Here is a 15476-nt window from a genome sequence, read left to right on the forward strand (position 1 = left end):
CTCCTTCCCTCACCCGGCTGACGTCACCGGATGCGCAGCTCCGGTGAGTACAGATCGAACCAGGTCGCGAAGTTCAGCACCCGCTCGAGGAGCGGGCGCAGCGGCAAGGCCGTGTCACCGGCCGCCAGCAGCCCCTTCAACGACCGGTGGTCGACCAGGTCGAACACCGGGTGCGCGCGGTTCGCCAGCACGTCCTCGACCTGGTCGCGCAGTGCTTCGACGTACTTCGGATCCTGCGTGGACGGATACGGGCTCTTCACCCGCTCCGCCACCGAGACCGGCAGGACATCACGAGCCGCGGCCCGCAACAGGCTCTTCTCGCGGCCGTCGAACGTCTTCATCGCCCACGGCGTGCGGTAGACGTACTCCACCAGCCGGTGGTCGCAGAACGGCACGCGCACCTCCAGGCCCACTGCCATGCTGAGCCGGTCCTTGCGGTCGAGCAGGACCCGCACGAACCGCGTCAGGTGCAGGTAGCTGATCACGCGCATGCGGCGTTCGTGCTCGCTCTCGCCCGCGAGCGTCCCGGCTTCGGCGACGGCGGTGGCGTAGGAGTCGCGGATGTGCCCACCGAGGTCCAATGTGGACATCAGGTGGCCGTCGAACAGTCCCCCGCCAGGCCGTCCGCCCGCGCCGAGCCGGCGCGCCAGCCACGGGAACGTGTCGGCCTGCTGCACCACGGGATCGTGGAACCACGCGTAACCGCCGAACACCTCGTCCGCCGACTCGCCCGAAAGCGCCACGGTGGACCGCTCACGGATCGCCCGGAACAGCAGCAAGAGCGAGTTGTCGAGATCGCCCAGCCCGGACGGCAGGTCGCGCGCGGCCACCACGGCGCGGCGCACCGCCGGGTCGGCGAGGTCACCCGAGTCGAGCACGATGTCCTGGTGCAGGGAGCCGACGTGCTCGTGGACGTCGCGGACGTACGGCGCGTCCGGGGTGGACCGCGACTGGTCGGCTACGAAGCGCTCGGTGTGCCCGGCGAAGTCGACGGCGAAGCTGCGCACCTGCTCGTCCTGATCGGCCAGCTGCCGCGCGGCCAGCGCGGTGAGCACGCTGGAGTCGAGGCCGCCGGAAAGCAGCACACAACGCGGCACATCGGCGACGAGCTGGCGGCGCACGATGTCGTCGAGCAGTTCGCGCACGCGTTCCACGGTCACGCTGACGTCGTCGGCGTGCTCACCCGGCTCCAGCCGCCAGTATCGATGCGTGTGCAGGCCTTGGCGGTCCAGCGTGACGACAGTGCCGGGCTCGACCTCCCGCATGCCTGCCCACACCGCGTTGCCGGGGTTCTTGGTGAACGACAGCAGCTCACGCAGGCCGTCCGCCTCGATCACCGGCCGGACGCCGGGGTGCTCGAGGATCGCCTTCGGCTCGGAGCCGAACAGCAGCCCTTCGCCGTGCGGGAAGTAGTAGAGCGGCTTGATGCCCATCCGGTCGCGCACGAGCAGCAGGCACTCCTCGCGGGAATCCCAGATCGCGAAGGCGTACATGCCGTTGAGCCGCTCGGCCAGGCCGGCGCCCCACTCGAGGTAGCCGCGCAGGACCACCTCGGTGTCACTGGCCGTGGTGAACCGGTGCCCGCGCCGGGTCAGCTCCGCGCGTAATTCGGCGAAGTTGTAGACCTCGCCGCTGTAGGTGAGCGCGACGGTCCCGCCCGCCTCGGCGGTCATCGGCTGGGTGCCCAGCTCCAGATCGATGACGGCCAGCCGGCGGTGGCCGAACGCCACCGGCCCGGCCGCCCACAGCCCGGCCGCGTCCGGCCCCCGGCAGGCCATGGTCGCGGTCATCGCCTCGACCGTCTCCCGCTCAGCCGTCAGGTCCCGGCCGAAGTCCACCCATCCCGTGATCCCGCACATGCCCGCACCCCGTTGTCCGTCGCGTCACCGAGAAACATTCATAGGGAATGAAACTATCTTGCGGACGAGCTTCGCCACCCCGCGAGTGGGTGTCCTGAGTCACATCAGGGCGTCACGAAGACGGGTACAGCCGACCCATCAGCTCCAGCACTTCGTCGATCATCCGGGTCGCCTCGGCCTTCGACGGCGCGTCGGCCACCTCGCGGCCGGCCTCGGTGGACATGGCGGTCAGCGAGAGCACCAGCATGTCCGACAGCGGCCGGGTGTGGCCGTTGACCAGGGTCGCGTTGGCCGTGAGCCACTCGCGGAACCGCTCGCGGGAAAGCAGGCCGAAGCCGGCCGGGCCGTTTCCCGAAAGAAACAGCCGGGCCAGCTTCCGCTCCTGCCAGCAGCCCTCGAGGTAGGCCCGCGCCCCGGCGATGTACAGCCGCAGCGCGTCCTCCTCGCCCGCCGCCAGCGCCGTCCGGAACGCCTTGGCCGACCGGTGCTGCTGGCGGCGGTTGTACTCGTTGTAAACGGTGATGTACAAATCGGACTTCGCGGCGAAGTGGTGATACAGGCTGCCGATACTCGCGCCGGCCCGTTCGGCGATCGCGGCCATGCTCGCCCGCTCGTAGCCGGCGGCGATGAACACCTCACCGGCCGCCAAGAGCAGCGCCGCCCGGGTTGCCTGCGCCCGCTTGCTCCCTGTCGCCTCCGTCATGACGCGATTGTGCCGGACGCGTCTCAACCGGCCGGGATGCCGTTGGCCGGGGCCTGCGGCTGGGGCTGCGTGTAGGGGGTCACGGCGCCGTCTCCGTCATCGGTGACGAGCGGGGTGCCCGCGGAGACCTGCTTGCCGGCCTTCACCATCGCGATCTGACCGCCGGTGTACCCGGCGTGCGAGTCCTTGCCGTAGCGGAACGGGACCAGCCCCGACCCGGTCAGCCCACCCTTTTCCAGCGCGTCGATGACGCCCTGGCGCGTCGGGTTCTTCCCGGCCCGCGCCAGCGCCTGGGTGAACGTGTAGGCGTAGGACATCGCGTAGTAGACATTGCCGTCAAAGGGCACGTTCGGGATGTACTGGTCGTGGATCTTCTTGAACAGCGCGGTCCACGAGTTGCTCGTGTCGTCGAGCGCGGGCAGGTACGCCGAGGTGACCAGGCCTTCGATCAGGTCCTGGCCCTTCACCGACGAGCCCGCCTGCTTCGCGAAGTTCTCCAGCAGCCCGGAAACCGTGATCGGGTCGGCGCCCACGCTGGAGGCCACCAGCGTCGGCGAGTAGCCGAGCTTCAGCGAGGTCAGCTTGAACAGCGCGGTGTACGCCGGGATCGCCTCCAGCACGACAACGTCCGCCTTCGACGCCGCGATCGCCGAAACCTGCGCGGCCACGTCGGTGTTTCCCGGCTGGTACGGCTGGCGCGAGACGACCGAACTCTGGTCGATGTACTTGTCGAGGCCCTTCATGCCGTCGTGGCCGAAGTCGTCGTCCTGGTAGAAATAAGCGACCTTCTTGCCGGCGAAGTTCTTCTTCACGTAGTCGCCGAGGATCTTGCCTTCGACGGTGTAGTCCGGCTGCCAGCCGAACGTGTAAGGGTGCGCCTTCGGCTGGTCCCAGCAGGTGCAGCCGGACGCGACGAACAGGTCCGGCACCCGCGAGGAGTTCAGGAAGTCGACGACCTTGGTGTGCGTCGGCGTGCCCAGCGAGCCGACGATCGCGAACACCTTGTCCTGCAGCACCAGCTGCTTGGTGAGGGTGACGGTCTGGGCCGGGTTGTAGGCGTCGTCGAGGTATTTCAGGGTGATCTTGCGGCCGTTGACGCCGCCATTGGCATTGACGTAGTCGAAAAACGCCTTCGCGGCCGGGCCCTGCTCGCTGTAGCCCGGCGCGGCGGTGCCGGTGAGGGGGATGGTGGAGCCGATGGTCACGGTGTCGGCGGTGACCCCGGGCGTGGCCCCGGCCGAATCACTGCGCGAAGCGCAGGCGGCGGCCAATGCGACCGTCGCGGTCAGGGCGACCGCGACGGAAATGTGTCGGCGTACGGTCATCTTCATGTCTCCTGACGGCTCTCTTGTGGACGGTCGGGGCGGGCGCGCCGCAGCAGCAGCGCGCCGAGCTTGCGCACCCCGGACTGGATGCCACCGGGGAACACGACGATCACCACGATCAGCACCAGCCCGTAGAGGACCAGCGGGATGTTCGCGTAGATCGCCCGTGGCAGATTCGCCTGCTGCGCCAGGTCGGCGGTCCAGTTCGGCAGCAGGGTGACGATGACCGCGCCGTAGACCGCGCCGGCGAGGGAGCCGAGCCCGCCGACCACGGCGGCGGTGAGCAGCGACAGTGAGAGGGCCAGGGTGAACGCGCCGGGCGCGGCCAGGTTGTTGACGATCGCGAACAGGCCGCCGGCCAGGCCCGCGAACGCGGCGCTGATGCCGAACGTGACGATCTGCGTGCGCGCCACGGGCACGCCGGACAGCGCGGCGGCCTGCTCGTCCTCGCGCACCAGCCGCATGTCGCGGCCGAGCCGGCTGCTCGCCAGGTTCGACAGCAGGAACAGCGTGATCACCAGGCACAGCCCGCAAATCCAGGCCTGCCAACGTTCCAGCGGGAAACTCTCACCGAGCGAAAGCGGCGGTGGCTCGGGAGTGACGATCAGGCCGTTCGCGCCGCCGAGCAGGTCGCGTAGCCCGTGGTAGTCCGCCAGCGAGGGCAGTCCGACGGCGAGCGCCAGCGTCGCCCCGGCCAGATACGGCCCGCGGAGCCGGGCGGCCGCGACGCCCACCAGGCAGCCGAGCGCACCGCCGACGACCACGGACCCGAACAACACCAATGCCAGCGGCCATTGGAGGTGCTCCAGCAGCAACGCCGTGGTGTACGCGCCGACCGCGACAAAAGCGCCGTGGCCCAAGGAGATCTGGCCGGACAGCCCGGAGAGAACGGTGAGGCCGGCGGTCGCGATGGCGGTGTAGCAGACCTGCGCCAGTTGCAGGTTCGCGAACGCGTCGAGCGAGGTGGAGACGAAGTAGAGCACGACGAGGCCGACGACCGACAGCGTCAGATGCCGGACCACAGTGGACTGTCGCCATAGCCGCAGTGGGGCGGCGGAGGCCAGTGCCGTCATACCCGCCTGCCCTTCGCGGTGCCGAAAAGCCCCTGTGGCCGCACCATGAGCACGGCGATGAGGACAACGAGCGACGCCAGCGTCACGATGTCCGAGCCGAGGTAGCCGGCCACGTAGCTGAGCACGATCCCGAGCGCGAGCCCGCCGACGACCGCGCCCGGCGGGCTGTCGAGGCCGCCGATCACCGCGGCGGTGAAGCCGAACACCAGCACGGCGTCGAAGGCCGTCGGGCTGACGAACGTGCTCGGCGCGATCAGCACCCCGGCGAGCGCGCCGACCGCGGCGGCCAGCGCCCAGCCGAGCGTCAGCATCCGCCCGACGCGCACGCCGAGCAGCCGCGCGACTTCCGGCGCGAACGCCGTCGCCCGCATCCGCAGGCCGAGCGAGGTCTTGCGGAACACCAGCGCCAGCGCGGCCATCACGGCCAGCACGACGAGCACGATCCACAAGTCGTTGGGCGCGAACAGAAGCTGCCTGCCGCCGGCCTGGAACCCGGCGATGCCGAACGCGGGCGGGTACGAGCGCGGGGTGCCGCCGAACAGCATCCCGGCCGCGCCCTGCAACAGCACGAGCAGGCCGAACGTGACGACCACCGCGTCGAGCGGCGATCTCTTTTCCACCGGCCGCACCAGCACCCGTTCCACCACCGCGCCGAGCACCAGCCCGCCGGCCACCGCGACGACCAGCGCGAGCCAGTACGAGCCGCCGTGGGAGATGATCGTGTAGGCGATGAACGTGGTGATCATCAGCATGCCGCCCTGCGCGAAGTTCACGATCCGCGTCGAGCGCCAGATGAGCACCAGTGCCAGCGCGACGGCCGCGTACACGGCCCCACTGGTGAGCCCGGCCAGGGTCAGGTCCACGAAACGGCCCATCACACCTCCAGGTAGGCGCGGCGCACCCGATCGTCGGCGGCCAGCATGTCCGCGGTGTCGTCGGCGACTTTGCGGCCGAGGTACAGCACGACGGCGCGGTCGGCGACCGACAGCGCCGTCGCGGCGTTTTGCTCCACCAGCAGGAGGGTGAGGCCGCTTTCGGCGCGCAAGGTGCGCAGCACGGCCACGATGCGGGCCGCCACGCGAGGGGCGAGGCCCAGCGACGGCTCGTCGAGCAGGAGCAGGTCCGGGCGGCTCATCAGGGCGCGGCCGATGGCCAGCATCTGCCGCTCGCCCCCGGAAAGCTCCTCCGCGCGCTGGTTTCTCCGGTCCGCCAGCGGCGGGAACAGCTCGTACATCTCCTCCGCACCCGAGCGCAGCCAGCGACGGTCGCGCCGCCACAGGCCGCCGAGGCGAAGGTTCTCCGCCACCGTCAGCTCGGCGATCACCCCGCGTCCTTCCGGCACGTGCGCGACGCCGAGGCGCACCAGATCCTCAGGCGCCAGGCGGGTGATGTCCTTGCCGTCGAGCGACACGGAGCCGTCGCGCGGCCGGTGCAGGCCGCTCAACGTGCGCAGCAACGTCGTCTTCCCGGCGCCGTTCGCGCCGAGCACCGCGGTGATCGACCCGCGCGTCACGTTCAGGTCCACGTGGTCGAGCGCCCGCACCGCGCCGTAGTCGGCGACGAGCCCGCTGACGTCAAGCATGCGCGCCGTCCTCCTCCACGACGGCCGCCACCGGGTCGCCCAGGTAGGCCCGCTGCACCTGCGGGTCGGACCGGACCTCGGCCGGCGTGCCGCGGGCGATGACCTCGCCGAAATCCAGCACCACCAGCTGATCGCACAGGTTCATGACGAAGTCCATGTGGTGCTCGACGAGCATCACGGTGGTCGCGGGCGCGAGGCCGCGGACGGTCTCGGCCAGTTCGCCGATCTCGGCCTCCGACAGCCCGGCCGCCGGCTCGTCGAGCAACAGCAACCGTGGTTCGCTGACGAGCGCCCGCGCGAGCGCGACCCGTTTCCGCACCCCGTAGGGCAGGCCGGCGCAGATCCGGTGCGCGTCGCCGTCGATTCCCAGCTGCCGCAGCACCTCCATCGCCGCGGATGCCAACGCGCGCTCGTCCCGGTCCGCCCACGGCGACCCGAGCAGCGCGCCGACCAGCCCGGTGCGCGAGCGGTGCGTCGCCCCGGCGACGACGTTCTCCAGGGCGGTCAGTCCGGTGAACAAGCCGAGACCTTGAAGTGTGCGGGCGATTCCGTGGTGGGTCAGCCGCTCGGGACGCGGGCGGACGAGTTCGGTGCCGGCGAACGTCAGCCGGCCGGCGTCGGGCCGGACGAACCCGCAGATCGCGTTGAACAGGGTGGTCTTCCCGGCGCCGTTGGGCCCGATCACCCCCAGCACGCAGCCCGCCCGGACCTCGAGCGAAACCTGCCGCAGCACTTCGAGCCCGCCGAAGGACACACACAGCCCCTCGGTGCGCAGCAGCACTTGGTCCTCGGCCACGCTCACCTCCACCGCCTCGTTGCAGTGAAACCGCCGAATCAGAATCCGATTCGGACGCGACGAACAGTACAGTGGCGAACCTGGCTTGCCCAGACCTGTTATCAGGCCGAGTTTTTCGGGTGCCGAGGTGGGTGGCCGGACGTCGTTCACTCGGGGAACCGAATGTTGTTCGACCTAAGTATCGCGTGCTATACCCGGCAGCGGGTGGCGTCGCGCCGGAGCGGCGCCGAGAGCAACGAGGTGCGTTGTGACGAACCGTGCTTGGCGCTCCACCGCGGTGCTGGCCGCACTGGCCGTACCGATCCTCCTCACTTCGATGGCGACCGCCGCCGAGGCTTCGCCCTCGCGTCTGGGCATCACCACCGTCTCCAATCCCCGGCCCGACCTGGTCAGCGGCGGCCAGGTACTGATCAGGGTCACGGCACCGGACCCGGGATCTGCCCGGCAGGTCCGCGTGACCGCGGGCGGCCACGACGTCACGTCCGTTTTCCACAGCCAGGCCGACGGCAGCCTGCTCGGGCTCGTCACGGGCCTGCGCGACGGCGGCACCGACGTCACCGCCACCGCCGGCCACGGCGGCCGCGCGAGCGTGCGCGTGGTGAACCACCCGATCACCGGGCCGGTCTTCTCCGGCCGCCAGCAGCAGCCGTTCTACTGCGAGACCACGGCGTACGGCCTGCCGCCCGCGACGATGCCGCTCTGCAGCGCGCCGACGCAGGTCACCTACCAGTACAAGACGACGGCTGGGAAGTTCCAGCCGCTGGCCGATCCCGCGAGCCGTCCGGCCGACCTGGCGACGGCCACCGTCGGCGGTCACCCGGTGCCGTACGTGGTGCGGGTGGAACGCGGGACGATCGACCGCGCGGTGTACGAGATCGCCGCGCTCACCTCCGACGCCGCGGCACCGTCGCCGTACACCGCGAGCCCCGGCTGGAACGGCAAGCTCGTGTACACCTTCGGCGGCGGCTGCAACGCCGGCTACCACCAGGGCGCCACGACCGGCGGAGTGGTCAACGACCTCTTCCTGGCCCAGGGTTACGCGGTCGCGTCGTCGAGCCTGAACGTGCTCGACAACAACTGCAGCCCGATCATCTCGGCCGAGGCGGCGATGATGGTCAAGGAGCACTTCGTCGACACGTACGGCCCGGTCGCGCACACCATCGGCTGGGGCGGGTCCGGCGGCGCGATCCAGCAGTACGACATCGCCGAGGCCTACCCCGGCATCGTCGACGGCATCATCCCCGGAGTGTCCTTTCCGGACCCGATGACCACGTTCGGGCCAGTGTCGGACTGTGAGCTGCTGAACCACTACTTCGCCGGGAACGGCGCTTCGTTCACCGCCGCGCAGAAGCTCGCCGTCGGCGGCTGGAACTCCTACGACACCTGCGTTTCCTGGGAGCTGACCTTTGCCAACCGTGCGACGGCCACCGACAGCTGCAACGCGGCGATCCCCGTCTCCGCGCGGTGGAACCCGGTGACGAACCCGAACGGGGTGCGCTGCAACTCGAACGAGCAGTTCGTGAACCAGATCGGCCGTGACCCGAAGACCGGGTTCGTGCGCACTCCGTTGGATAACGTCGGGGTGCAGTACGGCCTCGACGCCCTGCGGGCCGGGAAGATCACGCCGGCGCAGTTCGTCGACCTCAACGCGTCGGTCGGCGGGCTGGACTACACCGGCAAGCCGGTGCCGCAGCGCAGTGCCGCGGACCCGAAGGCACTGGACGCGGTCTACCGCGACGACATCTACAACTCCGCCTCGCTGGGGCTGCGCTCGACGCCGATCATCGACCAGCGCACGGACCTCGACTTCGCGGGCACCGGCAACGACATCCACACCAGCGACTGGTCGTACGTGCTGCGACAGCGGCTGCTGGACGCCAACGGGACGGCGGCGAACCAGGTGATCATCGAGAACCAGCCGACGGCCGAGCAGCAGGCCGCCGCGAGCGTCTACGAACTGGACGCGATGGACCGCTGGCTGACCGCGATCGACCGCGACGGCTCGCACCGCCCCGCCGCGGCGAAGGTGATCGCGAACCGGCCCGCGGATCTGTCGGACGGCTGTTACGTCTCGGCGACCCAGCGGGTGCAGGAGAAGCTGACCTACCCGTCGAGCGGCCAGTGCGGCGCGGCGTACCCGGTGGCCGAGAACACCCGGACGGCCGCGGGCGAGGGCACCGCGATGAACACGCTGAAGTGCCGGCTGGAACCGGTGGACTTCCGTTCCTACCCGGTGCGGTTCACCCCGGCCGAGCAGACGGCGCTGCGGTCCGCTTTCCCGTCCGGCGTCTGCGACTACAACCGGCCCGGCGTCGGCGAGCGCCGGCCCGCCGGAACGTGGCTGGACTACGGCAGCCGCTGAGCCGGTGAGGGCCACCCCGCGCCGCCGGGGGTGGCCCTCACCCACCGCGGCCTGCGGTCCGGCGCCAGCGGTGCGATGCTGGGCCGATGACTCACTACGCGCTGGCTCAGGCGGTCACCGTCGCGCAGGACCTCGAAGCGAAGGGGTTCCTGGGCACGGTCGGGAAGATCGCGGCCGCGACCATCATCTTCTTCATCGCGATCGGGCTGATCCTGGGCCTGATCCTCGGTTTCTTCATCGGCCGCGCGGCCGGGCGCCGGCAGGGCTCCGGCTCCTGACCGCGTTCCGAAGACCACGCCGTCCACGCTGTCCACAGAGGACTCGACTCAACGCCGTCTCGGCTCCGGCAGGTGCGGCGACGGCCACTGCCAGTGCCAGGGACTGCGGCGCGCCTCGGTCACCTTGGACGGGTCCGGACGATGCGCCTCCGGCCGCCCGTACCGGTATTCCTGCTGCATCTGCACCAGATCGAAGATCCAGTCGCCTCTCATGTCTTCCTCCCGTGGTCGTCGGTGCTTACGGTGTCCACGTTCTTCCTGAGGGCGCGGTGCGGGCATCGGAAGATCACGTCGCCCCCATCCCTTACGCCGGGCATTCCCTTACCCGCACCGGACGGCCGCACGCGTCCGGTGATCTTCTGGCAAGATTCAGGCGGACTCGGTCGAATTCTCGCCGGAAGGATGGGCACCCATGGGCCTGGGCAGGAAACTGGCGCTCGTCGCCACGGCCGCGGCGGCGGTGGCAGCGACGCTGTCCGGTGTGCCGGCCGGAGCCGCACCGGACGGCGGCATCGCGTGGAAACCTTGCCCCACGGGGAAAGACGTCGACTGCGGCACGGTGACCGTGCCGATCGACTGGGACCACCCGGACCACGGCACGATCCAGCTCGCGCTCGCCCGGCGCAGGGCGACTGATCCGTCGGCGCGGATCGGCTCGATCCTGATGGACCCGGGCGGCCCGGGCGGGGCCGGCGCGGGTGAGGTGCAGGACGGCTGGTCGCTGTCGCCGCAGATCACCCGCCGGTTCGACACCGTCGGCTTCGACCCGCGTGGCGTCGGGCAGAGCAACCCGGTGCGCTGCGGGCTGACCGAGGTCACCGCCCCGGACCCGCAACTGCCGAAGAATGCGAGCGAGTACGAGCAGCTCACGGCATACAACCGCGCACTCGGCGCGAGCTGCGCCAAGAACACCGGGCCGCTCACCGGGTTCGTCGACACCAAGAGCGTCGTGCGCGACATGGACGCCATCCGCGCCGCCCTCGGCGAGGCCAAGCTGACGTACTACGGCGTTTCCTACGGTTCGCTGATGGGCCAGCAGTACGCCGAGACGTACCCGGACCGGGTGCGCGCGCTGGTGCTGGACAGCAACATGGACCACTCGCTGCGGACCACGTGGGAGTTCCTGAGCACCGAGACCGTGTCGTCGCAGGAGTTGTTCGAGCAGTTCGCTTCCTGGTGCGGGCGGACCGCGAGCTGCGCGTTGCACGGCCAGGACGTCCACGCGCTGATGGCGAAGCTGTACGCCCGCGCGGAAAGCGGCGACCTCGGCACCCCGGACGACCGGCTCGACCCGGTGGCGTTCGTCAACCTGGTCAGCCAGAACTTCTACGGCCCCACCTGGGGCCAGCTCGCCACCACGATGGTCAACCTGCGCGACGGCAAGCCCGCCCAGCCCTCGGCGTTCGGCGACATCACCGTGCCGTCGGCGTTCGGCAGCATCTTCTGCTCCGACTGGAAGCTGCCGGTCAGCGGCTACGGCGAGCTGGAGACCTACCGCCGCGCGCTCGCCGCGATGGCGCCGGACATGCGGTTCTCGCCCCTGGGCTGGACCTCGACCGCCAGCTGCCTCGGCTGGCCCGGCCAGGTGCGCAACCCGCAGCACCGGCTTTCGGTGCACGGCGCCCCGCCGCTGCTCACGCTGAACAGCCGGTACGACCCGGCCACGCCGTACCAGTGGGCGCAACGCGCGGCCCGGCAGAGCGGCGCCACCCTGCTGACCTACGACGGCTGGGGCCACGGCGCGTACTTCAAGAACAGCGACTGCGTCACCAAGGCGACCGACGACTACCTGATCTCCGGCACCGTGCCGCCGAAGGGGACGCATTGCGCCGCCGTGGAGCCGAAGGCCCAACAGTCCAGGATGGACGGTCCGATGATGCCGCGCACCACGCTCTTCTGACGCTCACCGACAACGCGGCCCTCCTCGCTTGCTACTCGCGAGGAGGGCCGCGTCGTCTCGAACGGATCAGTAATCGTCGCGCCCGGTGAACTGCTGCTCCAGCAGTTCGGCCGACCCTGCGACCAGCTCCAGCGGGTCGATGAACTCGTTGATGTCGAGGTTGATCAACGGCAGCGAATGCCGCAGCACCACGTGCTCGCCCATCACCACCACCCCGCCGACGACCAGCGTGTTGCCGACCTCGGTGAGCACCGACAGCAGGTCGACCTCGTCCACCCGCGCGAACGGGGTCGCGATCTGCACCCAGTCCTCCCGCTGGTCGAAGATCTCCCGGGCGATCACCATGACCTGCGCGCGCCCCTCCGTCTCCGCGTCGTCGCCGAACGACATGCGGATCCGGATCTCGTCCGGATCATCCAGAATCACCCGGTACTCGTGCCTGATGTACCCGACCAGATCGGCCCAGTCCGCCACGCGTTTCCTCCCGTTTCGCTTCGTGAACGGTCAGGGTAGTGAAGATCCGGCAGCGGAGGGCGGGAAGCGTCGGCTATGTCCGGGTCAAGCGCCGAATCGGGCGACACAATGCCAAAGCTGCTTCACGGTCCGGGGATCAAACGCAGCCGCAGCGTTCCCGACGATACGGGCGTCGATCACCCCGTCTTCCGCGATCTCCAGCCCGGTCCGCAGGAGCGCCGGCCCGTAGAAGGAAGCACGCGCTACGAGGACGTCCGTGGTCAGCCGGAACCCGTGATGCCACGTGACGGGCAGGCCGGTCGCCTTCGCCGCGTCCTCGATCGCCGTGCCGGCGAACGACGGGTCCAGGACCAGCTCCGCCACGTCCTCGGCGAGCCGCAGCGGACCGTGGACGTGGGCTTCGATGTGGTCGTCCAGGATGTCGGGCTCCCCCTGCCTGGCAAGCTCCACCAACGGGAAGTGGTCCGCGGTGCCGAAGTCGGCGGGGTGCGAAAAGCTGTCCGGATAACAGAAACTGGTCCGCTGCCGGACCGGGTGGCGCAGCCGGAAATGCGCCGATCCGAACCGCACCGAGCCGCCCGCCGGGCGGCGCCGGTAATTCAGCGAACCGTACTTCGGGCGCGCCGATGGTGGCGCGTCGTCGTACGCGCCGCCGAACAGACGGTGCTCCCAGTGCCACCGGTCACCGCCCGGATAGGCCGTGAGCCCGCCGTTGCTGGTGCCGGTCTCGAACTGCGAGCGGTACACACCATCGTCGGCCAGGTGCCGCAGCAGCGGGACCCCGTTCACGAGACGGTCCGGGTGGAAGTGCACCGTGATGTCGAACTCGCCGAGTGGCGGGCCGTGGCTCAGCGACGCGACGTGGGCCAAGGCCCGCTGCCAGGGTTCGGTGTCCACCCCGACCGGAATAGCACGGGCGGCGCGCCGAAGCCCCTCCGGCGCGCCGCCCGCCCCAAGCTCAGAGGAGTTTCCAAGCCCCCGTCAGCGTCTCGCGCAGAATCTGCTCCATCTCGTCGAATTCCCGCTGCCCGCAGATCAACGGCGGCGAGAGCTGCACCACCGGCTCGGCCCGATCGTCGGCCCGGCAATACAAACCGGCGTCGAACAGCGCGTCCGACAAGTAGCCCCGCAGCACCCGCTCCGACTCGTCCGCGGTGAAGGTCTCCTTGGTGGCCTTGTCCTTCACCAGCTCAATCCCGTAGAAGAACCCGGCCCCACGGACGTCGCCGACGATCGGCAAGTCCAGCAAGCGGTCCAGAGTCCCGCGGAACGCCGATTCCTGCGCCAGCACGTGCCCGTACAGGTTCTCGCGCTCGAACAGGTCCAGGTTCGCCAGCGCGACGGCACACGAAACCGGGTGGCCGCCGTAGGTGGAGCCGTGCATGAACGTCGTGGATCCGTGCAGGAACGGCTCCATCAGGCGGTCACTGGCCAGCACCGCGCCCAGCGGCGCGTAACCCGAGGTCAGACCCTTCGCCGTGGTGATGATGTCCGGCTGGTACCCGTACCGCTTCGCGGCGAAGTCGTAGCCCAGGCGGCCGAAGGCGCAGATGACCTCGTCGGAAACCAGGAGCACGTCGTGGCGGTCGCAGATTTCGCGGACGCGCTCGAAATAGCCCGGGGGCGGCACGAAACAGCCGCCCGTGTTCTGCACCGGCTCCAGGAACACCGCTGCGACCGTGTCGGCGCCCTCGAATTCGATGGCCTGCTCGATCTGGTCCGCGGCCCACCGGCCGTACGCCTCGTAGTCGTCGGCGTGCTCGGGCGCGCGGTAGAAGTTCGTGTTCGGCACCCGCATCGTGCTCGGCACCAGCGGCTCGAAGTCCGCCTTCGCGCCCGGGATGCCGGTGATGGACAGCGCGCCCTGCGAAGTGCCGTGATACGCCAGCGCTCGGCTGATCACCTTGTGCTTCGTGGGCTTGCCGACGAGCTTGAAGTACTGCTTCGCGAGCTTCCACGCCGTCTCGACGGACTCCCCGCCGCTGACGGTGAAGAAGACGCGGTTCAGGTCGCCGGGCGAAGCGGCGGTCAGGCGCTCCGCCAGCTGGATCGCCGACGGGTGCGCGTGGCCCCACAACGGGAAGTACGCGAGTTGCTTCGTCTGCCGTGCGGCGGCCTCGGCCAGTTCCTCACGGCCGTGCCCGGCCTGCACGGCGAACAGGCCGGCCAGCCCGTCCAGGTAACGCTTGCCGCGCGCATCCCAGATGTAGGCGCCCTCGCCGCGCACGATCACCGGCACTTCGGCGGACTCGAAGCCGGAATGGCGCGTGAAATGCAGCCAGAGGTTGTCACGGGCGGCGGCGGCCAGGGCGGTCGCGTCGGTGGGTTCGGCGGTGGTGCTCATGGCTCCCTCGAAACGGCCTCGGGGCTGCCGGCACGCATGGCGCGCACCGGCCGGACCTCTCGGTTATCGCACGAGCAGACCCATCGTCGCAAGTGGATCGGTTGAAACCAGAGGTTTACACAACCGATTCAAAGCTGATTTGGGCGATCAACCTTCGGATTTAGTCGTCACCCTCAGCGCACACCCCACTGGTACGACTGTTTCCGCAGCTTGAGGTAGACGAGCACCTCCGCATTGCGCACGCCGGGCAGCGCGCGGATGCGGTTGGACGTCAGGTCGAGCAGCGCTTCGTCGTCGGCGCACACCGCCTCGCACAGCACGTCGAAGCGGCCGGCGCACAGCACCACGTAGTCGATCTCGTTCATCTCGGCGAGCGCGTCGGCGACCGGCTCGAGCGGACCGTCCACATTGATCGCCACCATCGCCTGCCGGAACAGCCCGACCTGCAAGGGATCCGACACCGCGACGATCTGGATGACCCCGGAGTCCGAGAGCCGCTGCACGCGCTGGCGGACGGCGGCCTCGGACAGCCCGACGGCCTTGCCGATCGTGGCGTACGCCCGCCGCCCGTCCTCCTGCAGCTGCGCGATGATCTGCTTGGAGAGGTCGTCGATCACCGGCGGCGCGGTCCGGCTCGGGTTCGGTTCCTGGCTGCTCACCACCGGATCATCCCCTCCACCGGCGAGCGCGGGCAAACCGGCGGCCACCGTGTCACCCGGCTCCGAATCGTCACCGAAAGCGACCGTCCGACCAGCGCCAACAACGGATTTAGTCGTCTTT

Annotated in this window: 15 protein-coding genes; 3 read left to right on the forward strand and 12 right to left on the reverse strand. The window is 69.8% G+C overall.

What is annotated here, in order from left to right; translation table 11 throughout:
- Positions 1-23 precede the first annotated feature (23 nt).
- From asnB to OG371_RS05840, 7 genes are all read right to left on the reverse strand, one after another.
- Entirely contained in the window at positions 24-1859 is a 1836-nt protein-coding gene (gene asnB, locus OG371_RS05810; RefSeq protein WP_329066305.1) for an asparagine synthase (glutamine-hydrolyzing), read from the reverse strand.
- Positions 1860-1971: 112 nt separating this feature from the next.
- Positions 1972-2562, reverse strand: coding sequence for a TetR family transcriptional regulator (locus tag OG371_RS05815; RefSeq protein WP_329066307.1), 591 nt, complete (start codon positions 2560-2562; stop codon positions 1972-1974).
- A gap of 23 nt (positions 2563-2585) precedes the next feature.
- Positions 2586-3887 (reverse strand): ABC transporter substrate-binding protein, encoded by a 1302-nt coding sequence (locus OG371_RS05820; RefSeq protein WP_329066308.1) that lies wholly within the window; start codon positions 3885-3887, stop codon positions 2586-2588.
- 2 nt (positions 3888-3889) lie between these two features.
- Positions 3890-4960: a branched-chain amino acid ABC transporter permease gene (locus OG371_RS05825; protein ID WP_329066310.1), complete on the reverse strand. Its 1071-nt coding sequence runs from the start codon at positions 4958-4960 to the stop codon at positions 3890-3892.
- Positions 4957-5835 carry a branched-chain amino acid ABC transporter permease gene (locus OG371_RS05830; RefSeq protein WP_329066312.1) on the reverse strand — a complete coding sequence of 293 codons (879 nt, stop codon included), beginning with the start codon at positions 5833-5835 and terminating at the stop codon, positions 4957-4959. The genes OG371_RS05825 and OG371_RS05830 overlap by 4 nt, the downstream gene beginning before the upstream one ends.
- Entirely contained in the window at positions 5835-6542 is a 708-nt protein-coding gene (locus OG371_RS05835) for an ABC transporter ATP-binding protein (protein ID WP_329066314.1), read from the reverse strand. Before OG371_RS05835 ends, OG371_RS05830 begins: the two co-directional genes overlap by 1 nt.
- Positions 6535-7338, reverse strand: a complete 804-nt coding sequence (locus tag OG371_RS05840; RefSeq protein WP_329066316.1) for an ABC transporter ATP-binding protein — start codon at positions 7336-7338, stop codon at positions 6535-6537. Before OG371_RS05840 ends, OG371_RS05835 begins: the two co-directional genes overlap by 8 nt.
- A 247-nt stretch (positions 7339-7585) precedes the next feature.
- On the opposite strand from OG371_RS05840, the gene OG371_RS05845 reads away from it, so the two are divergent.
- Together OG371_RS05845 and OG371_RS05850 are read left to right on the forward strand one after the other, a co-directional pair.
- Positions 7586-9700: a DUF6351 family protein gene (locus tag OG371_RS05845; protein WP_329066318.1), complete on the forward strand. Its 2115-nt coding sequence runs from the start codon at positions 7586-7588 to the stop codon at positions 9698-9700.
- An 86-nt stretch (positions 9701-9786) separates the two neighbouring features.
- Positions 9787-9978, forward strand: a complete 192-nt coding sequence (locus OG371_RS05850; RefSeq protein ID WP_329066320.1) for a hypothetical protein — start codon at positions 9787-9789, stop codon at positions 9976-9978.
- 48 nt (positions 9979-10026) lie between these two features.
- Here the strand turns inward: OG371_RS05850 and OG371_RS05855 are convergent, their stop codons facing one another.
- Positions 10027-10191 (reverse strand): hypothetical protein, encoded by a 165-nt coding sequence (locus tag OG371_RS05855; protein ID WP_329066322.1) that lies wholly within the window; start codon positions 10189-10191, stop codon positions 10027-10029.
- Between the two features lie 199 nt (positions 10192-10390).
- Between OG371_RS05855 and OG371_RS05860 the strand changes: the two genes are divergently transcribed.
- Positions 10391-11878, forward strand: coding sequence for an alpha/beta hydrolase (locus tag OG371_RS05860; RefSeq protein ID WP_329066325.1), 1488 nt, complete (start codon positions 10391-10393; stop codon positions 11876-11878).
- Positions 11879-11944: 66 nt separating this feature from the next.
- Here OG371_RS05860 and OG371_RS05865 read toward each other — a convergent pair whose 3' ends face one another.
- The 4 genes from OG371_RS05865 to OG371_RS05880 all read right to left on the reverse strand — a co-directional run bounded on the left by OG371_RS05865 (position 11945) and on the right by OG371_RS05880 (position 15355).
- On the reverse strand, positions 11945-12352 hold the full coding sequence (locus tag OG371_RS05865) for a hypothetical protein (protein ID WP_329066326.1): 408 nt from the start codon (positions 12350-12352) through the stop codon (positions 11945-11947).
- An 84-nt stretch (positions 12353-12436) separates the two neighbouring features.
- Positions 12437-13249, reverse strand: a complete 813-nt coding sequence (locus OG371_RS05870; protein WP_329066328.1) for a DUF3626 domain-containing protein — start codon at positions 13247-13249, stop codon at positions 12437-12439.
- 61 nt (positions 13250-13310) lie between these two features.
- Complete coding sequence (locus OG371_RS05875; protein ID WP_329066330.1) at positions 13311-14696, reverse strand: aspartate aminotransferase family protein; 1386 nt, start codon at positions 14694-14696, stop codon at positions 13311-13313.
- A 173-nt stretch (positions 14697-14869) separates the two neighbouring features.
- A complete protein-coding gene (locus OG371_RS05880; RefSeq protein WP_329066332.1) occupies positions 14870-15355 on the reverse strand; it encodes an Lrp/AsnC family transcriptional regulator in 486 nt (161 codons plus the stop codon).
- Positions 15356-15476 lie beyond the last annotated feature (121 nt).

It is taken from the genome of Amycolatopsis sp. NBC_01480, from assembly GCF_036227205.1.
Taxonomy (GTDB): domain Bacteria; phylum Actinomycetota; class Actinomycetes; order Mycobacteriales; family Pseudonocardiaceae; genus Amycolatopsis.

Coding starts and splice junctions, on each gene's coding strand:
- OG371_RS05820 (WP_329066308.1), bottom strand. CDS start 3,887: ATGACCGTACGCCGACACATTTCCGTCGCGGTCGCCCTGACCGCGACG.
- OG371_RS05850 (WP_329066320.1), top strand. CDS start 9,787: ATGACTCACTACGCGCTGGCTCAGGCGGTCACCGTCGCGCAGGACCTC.
- OG371_RS05860 (WP_329066325.1), top strand. CDS start 10,391: ATGGGCCTGGGCAGGAAACTGGCGCTCGTCGCCACGGCCGCGGCGGCG.
- OG371_RS05815 (WP_329066307.1), bottom strand. CDS start 2,562: ATGACGGAGGCGACAGGGAGCAAGCGGGCGCAGGCAACCCGGGCGGCG.
- OG371_RS05830 (WP_329066312.1), bottom strand. CDS start 5,835: ATGGGCCGTTTCGTGGACCTGACCCTGGCCGGGCTCACCAGTGGGGCC.
- OG371_RS05835 (WP_329066314.1), bottom strand. CDS start 6,542: ATGCTTGACGTCAGCGGGCTCGTCGCCGACTACGGCGCGGTGCGGGCG.
- OG371_RS05875 (WP_329066330.1), bottom strand. CDS start 14,696: ATGAGCACCACCGCCGAACCCACCGACGCGACCGCCCTGGCCGCCGCC.
- asnB (WP_329066305.1), bottom strand. CDS start 1,859: ATGTGCGGGATCACGGGATGGGTGGACTTCGGCCGGGACCTGACGGCT.
- OG371_RS05825 (WP_329066310.1), bottom strand. CDS start 4,960: ATGACGGCACTGGCCTCCGCCGCCCCACTGCGGCTATGGCGACAGTCC.
- OG371_RS05855 (WP_329066322.1), bottom strand. CDS start 10,191: ATGAGAGGCGACTGGATCTTCGATCTGGTGCAGATGCAGCAGGAATAC.